This is a genomic window from Mycobacterium sp. UM_Kg1, assembly GCF_000972925.1.
Lineage (GTDB): Bacteria > Actinomycetota > Actinomycetes > Mycobacteriales > Mycobacteriaceae > Mycobacterium > Mycobacterium hiberniae.
The window spans coordinates 1-4,641 of record NZ_JRMK01000218.1; the positions used below are offsets into that span (position 1 = coordinate 1).

Genomic DNA, 4,641 nt, shown 5'->3' on the forward strand with positions numbered 1-4,641 from the left:
GGGAGATGTCGGGGGGAACGGTCCCGGCGACGCCATCGGAGTCCGGGTCGGTTTTGGGCAGACCGGTCACCGGCAGCAGGAACCGGGCGTCGTCGAGCCGGGTCGGCGTGCCGTAGTCGGGCGTGCCGTTGACGTTCACCAGCACCGGGTAAATGCCCGGATGGTCGACGTTGAGGGCTGGCTGGCTGGCCGAACGCAGTGGGGCGGACAGCGTGAAGCGGGCTTCCTGCCCGCGCTGCAGTTCTGCGGCCACGGTGCTGAACGGGCCGACCGGACGGTATTGGTCATGGGCACCGGTGAGGGCGGTGCGCAGCCCGGCCGACGAAGCGACGGCGCCGGCCTGCTCCAGGCGCACCATGACGTCGCGGACCGGCCGGTCGCCGACATTGGTCACCGTGCCCGCGACCGTGACCAGCGGGGCGCTGGAGGTGGTGACGACGTCCGGGGTAACGCGGTCGACGCGGATCTGGACGAACGGCGCCACGTCGGGTTCGCCGGTCGCCGAATGCGGTGCGGCGGTGCACAGTGTGGTGCCGAGAGTCATCAGGAGCGCGGCGATCATCGCCGGGAGGGCTGCCAACCGCCTCGGCACGGGACCCCCACCGCTTCGTCGCGTGTGGGTCACGGGTCCAGCCTGCGACCGTTCTTCGGGTCCGGCGAGAACTCGCCTGCACGAGTAGGGCGGGCGCGGGAATGCGTCTGCGGACGGCGCCGGGGAGCCGAGGCCGGCAGCGGGGGCAGGGCGGCGGGGCCGTCGGCCTGCAGGCGGTCGATCAATTCGTCGGCGACCAGCGCCAGCCGGCGCTCGTCGGCGTACGCCAAGCGGGACGGCAGCTCCCGGATCGGCACCCACGCCACTTCGGCGACCTCCACATCGTCGTCGCACAGCTCGCCGCTGGCGAACCGCATCAGATAGTGGTGCACCGTCTTGTGCACCCGGCGCCCGTCGGTGACGAACCAGTAGTCGATGCTGCCCAGGGAGGCCAGCACGCTGCCCTGAACACCGGTTTCCTCGGCGACCTCACGGATCGCGGTCTGCTCGGCGGTCTCACCGACCTCGATATGGCCTTTGGGTAAGGACCACAAGATCTTGCCCCGCCGGTCCACCCGCCCGATCAGCGCGGCCACCTGGTCCTCGCGGGGACCGTCGATACCGTCCACGACGAGGCCGCCGGCCGACGTCTCATGCACGGTGCGCAGGCGCTCCGGTCCGTGGCGCGCGGTGCGGGGCCGACCCGCCGCGGCCCGCCCGGGCGGCACGCTGGTGCTGTGCGTGGCGTCGGTGGCGGGGGATTCGGCGTGGTTGAGCTTTGGGCCGGACGTGCGCCGACCACGGCGCCGCCGACGGCGCCGTCCCGAATTGGCTTCTCCGCCGTCGGCCGACACCCATGTGATAGTAGCTGGCACGCGCAGGCCGACCTGCCTCCCTCGCCGCTTCGCCCGGCTTCGCCGCGCTCGCGATCCCCGCGGTGCCGGGGGCGGGGACCCGCTTCGCCCGGCTTCGCCGCGCTCGCGATCCCCGCTAAGCTCACCGAACGTGCCTGACGCCCATCAAGACGCCGACCTGCTGACCAAGGCGGCCGTCGCGCTGAACCGGCACGCCGAACTGCTGCGCAGCCTCGGCGAGATGTTCTCTGCAGCCGGTCACCAGCTCTACCTGGTGGGGGGATCGGTCCGCGACGCCCTGCTGGGCCGGCCGAGCCCGGACCTGGATTTCACCACCGACGCGCGGCCCGAACAGGTCCAGGACATCCTGCGCGGCCGGTCTGATGCGATGTGGGACACCGGCATCGAGTTCGGCACCGTGGGCGCAGCCCTGCGGGGGCAGCGCGTGGAGATCACCACGTTCCGGGCCGACCAGTACGACCGGGTGTCCCGCAATCCCGAAGTGCGCTTCGGCGACTCGCTCGACGCCGACCTGGTGCGCCGCGACTTCACCGTCAATGCGATGGCGGTCCACATCACCCCGGCCGGACCGGGGGACTTCGTCGACCCGCTGGGCGGGCTGGCGGCGCTGCGCGACGGTGTGCTCGACACCCCGACCGCCCCAGAGGATTCCTTCGGCGACGACCCGCTACGCATGCTGCGGGCGGCCCGGTTCGTCTCCCAGCTCGGTTTCACGGTGGCACCGCGGGTACGCGCGGCGATCGAGGACATGGCGCCCGAGCTCGGCCGGATCACCCCGGAACGGGTCGCTGCGGAACTGGACAAACTGCTGGTGGGCGCCGACCCGGCCGCCGGTGTGGACCTGATGGTGGCCAGCGGGATGGGCGACGTGGTGCTGCCCGAAGTCGGCGCCATGCGGATGGCAATCGACGAGCACCACCAGCACAAAGACGTCTACCAGCATTCGCTGACCGTGCTGCGCCAGGCGATCGACCTCGAAGACGACGGCCCGGACCTGGTGCTGCGCTGGGCTGCGCTGCTGCACGACATCGGCAAACCGGCCACCCGTCGCCACGAAGCCGACGGTGGGGTCAGTTTCCATCACCACGAGGTGGTGGGCGCCAAAATGGTCCGCAAGCGGATGCGCGCCCTGCGCTATTCCAAACAGATGGTCGACGAGGTCTCCCAGCTGGTCTACCTGCACCTGCGGTTCCACGGCTACGGCGACGGCAAGTGGACCGACTCGGCGGTGCGGCGCTACGTCACCGACGCGGGACCGCTGCTGAGCCGCCTGCACAAGCTGGTCCGGGCGGACTGCACCACCCGCAACAAGCGGCGCGCGGCGCGGCTGCAGGCCAGTTACGACCAGCTCGAGGAACGAATCGCCGTCCTGGCCGAGCAGGAGGACCTGCAGCGGGTCCGACCGGATCTGGACGGCAACGAGATCATGGCCCTGCTCGACATCCCCGCCGGGCCGCAGGTCGGCCGGGCGTGGAGCTATCTCAAGGAGCTGCGCCTCGAGCGTGGACCGCTGACCCGCGAGGAGGCCACGGCCGAACTGCTGGCCTGGTGGCAGACGCAGGGGAACCGCTAGCACCCCCGCCCCGTCTGAGCAGGTATGGACTACTGCCTGGGCGACGGGATGGGTTCGGCCACCATGTGGACCGGTCCGCCGGACCTCGATCTGGACGGCGACGGTCTGGCCGACGCCATCAGCCTGGACTTCGACGGGGACGGACTGCGTGACGACGCGCTGGTCGATCTCGACGGCGACGGAGTAGCAGATCACCTGCTGCTGGATCTGGACGACGACGGCATCCCCGAGGCCTCCTTCGGCGACGACGGGTCGGGCACCTGGGGGCACGGGCTTGCGGCGAGTTCGGCCGATCGCTCCGGTGGGCTGCGCTGGCTGGGCCTCGACGACGGCGAGCACACCGGCGGTCCGCTGGTGGATTTCGACGGCGACGGCCGCCTCAACGACCGCCTGCTCGACTTCGACGGCGACGGCCGGGCCGACCGGGTGCTGATCGGCGACGGCGCGGGCGGCTACCGCGCCGCCTACGTCGACACCGACGGCGACGGACGGTGGGACATCAAACTGACCGATACCGACGGCGACGGTGCCGCCGACGGCGCCGTGGTGCTGTAAGCGACCCCCGCGCACGAACCATGCGGCCCATTCGGCAAGGCCTTCGGGGTACCGGAGCGCGGCGAAGCCACACATACTGGAGTACGGCGACAGGCAGCCTCCGGTGCAGACCGACGGGGGGAGGCAGCAGTGACGACAATGCTCCGACGCGCCCTGCGGGTGGCGGCAGTACTGGTGCTCGCGCCAACGGGGACGGCCATCAGCCCCGCGGCCGCGGCGCCGGCCACACCGCAGCGCGACTTCCTGCTGACCGACCACTCCATGGTCATCATTCCGGTGGACAACCAGCGCTACGCCGATCTGGCCGGCCAGTATCTCGAGGCGGCCGGCTTCAGTGCCGAGCCCGCAGTCCCGATCGGGATCGTCAACATCCCCGAGTACCTGCCGTTCTCCACCCTCACCAACACCGTCAATGTCGGCACGGACCAGTTGGTCGAGGCGATCCTGGACAAGTGGGACGGCGGCGCGGGCTTCGACGCCGACGACCCCCTCTTCGTGTTCGGCTATTCGCAGGGCGCCGTCGTATCGGTGCTGGCGCAGCAGGAGCTGTTCGATGCCGGGATACCCCAGGACGCGTTGCACTTCGTCCTGGTCGGCAACAGCGCCTCGGCGCAGGGGGGCTGGCTGAACTCCTTTCTGGGCTCGCTGGATTGGCTCCCTCAGTGGCTGGTGGGACTGATCCGGCAGAACCTGGAGTTATGGGGGATCGCGCCACCGGTGCTCGACGCGACGACCCCGGACCACCTGTATGCCACCGATGTCTGGACGCTCTCGGGTGACGGATGGGCGAACTGGGACAACGGCACCAACATCGCCGGAATGTTCAGCGACCACCTGTGGTACCTGGGGCTGTCGCCCGAGGAGATCGCCAACACGGTCGATAACACCGTGGGCTTGACCACCTACCACATGATGGACAGCGCGGCCGTCAACGGCCTTGAGGCGCTGTGGAACGCGTTCCTCATGGCGGTGGACTTCACGCAATGGTGAGGCGGCGCTGGCCGGCGCTGTGCTGATGGGCGCCGGCTCGCTTCGCGCTGGCGCGCTCAGCGCCCGGCGCTGTGCCAAAGGGCGCCGGCTCGCTTCGCGCTGGCGCGCTCAGCGCC

4 protein-coding genes and 1 pseudogene are annotated in these 4,641 nt (G+C 70.6%); 3 read left to right on the forward strand and 2 right to left on the reverse strand.

The genetic code is table 11. The features are described 5' to 3' along the window. Together LI92_RS19940 and LI92_RS19945 are read right to left on the reverse strand one after the other, a co-directional pair. Positions 1 to 562 (reverse strand): annotated as a pseudogene (locus LI92_RS19940) (hypothetical protein); the annotation flags it as partial. Positions 563 to 621: 59 nt separating this feature from the next. Beyond that, positions 622 to 1,386, reverse strand: a complete 765-nt coding sequence (locus tag LI92_RS19945; RefSeq protein ID WP_046322003.1) for an NUDIX hydrolase — start codon at positions 1,384 to 1,386, stop codon at positions 622 to 624. A gap of 151 nt (positions 1,387 to 1,537) precedes the next feature. Here LI92_RS19945 and LI92_RS19950 point away from each other — a divergent pair, with 151 nt between their 5' ends. The 3 genes from LI92_RS19950 (at position 1,538) to LI92_RS19960 (ending at position 4,525) form a co-directional block, all read left to right on the forward strand. Beyond that, positions 1,538 to 2,980 carry a CCA tRNA nucleotidyltransferase gene (locus LI92_RS19950; RefSeq protein WP_046322004.1) on the forward strand — a complete coding sequence of 481 codons (1,443 nt, stop codon included), beginning with the start codon at positions 1,538 to 1,540 and terminating at the stop codon, positions 2,978 to 2,980. A gap of 24 nt (positions 2,981 to 3,004) precedes the next feature. Next, a complete protein-coding gene (locus LI92_RS19955) occupies positions 3,005 to 3,535 on the forward strand; it encodes a hypothetical protein (RefSeq protein WP_046322005.1) in 531 nt (176 codons plus the stop codon). Positions 3,536 to 3,673: 138 nt separating this feature from the next. Next, entirely contained in the window at positions 3,674 to 4,525 is an 852-nt protein-coding gene (locus LI92_RS19960) for a PE-PPE domain-containing protein (protein ID WP_052740874.1), read from the forward strand. Positions 4,526 to 4,641: the final 116 nt, after the last annotated feature.

Bases quoted from the DNA above. Each gene is read 5' to 3' on its own strand.
- LI92_RS19955 (WP_046322005.1), top strand. From the start codon at position 3,005: ATGGACTACTGCCTGGGCGACGGGATGGGTTCGGCCACCATGTGGACC.
- LI92_RS19960 (WP_052740874.1), top strand. From the start codon at position 3,674: ATGCTCCGACGCGCCCTGCGGGTGGCGGCAGTACTGGTGCTCGCGCCA.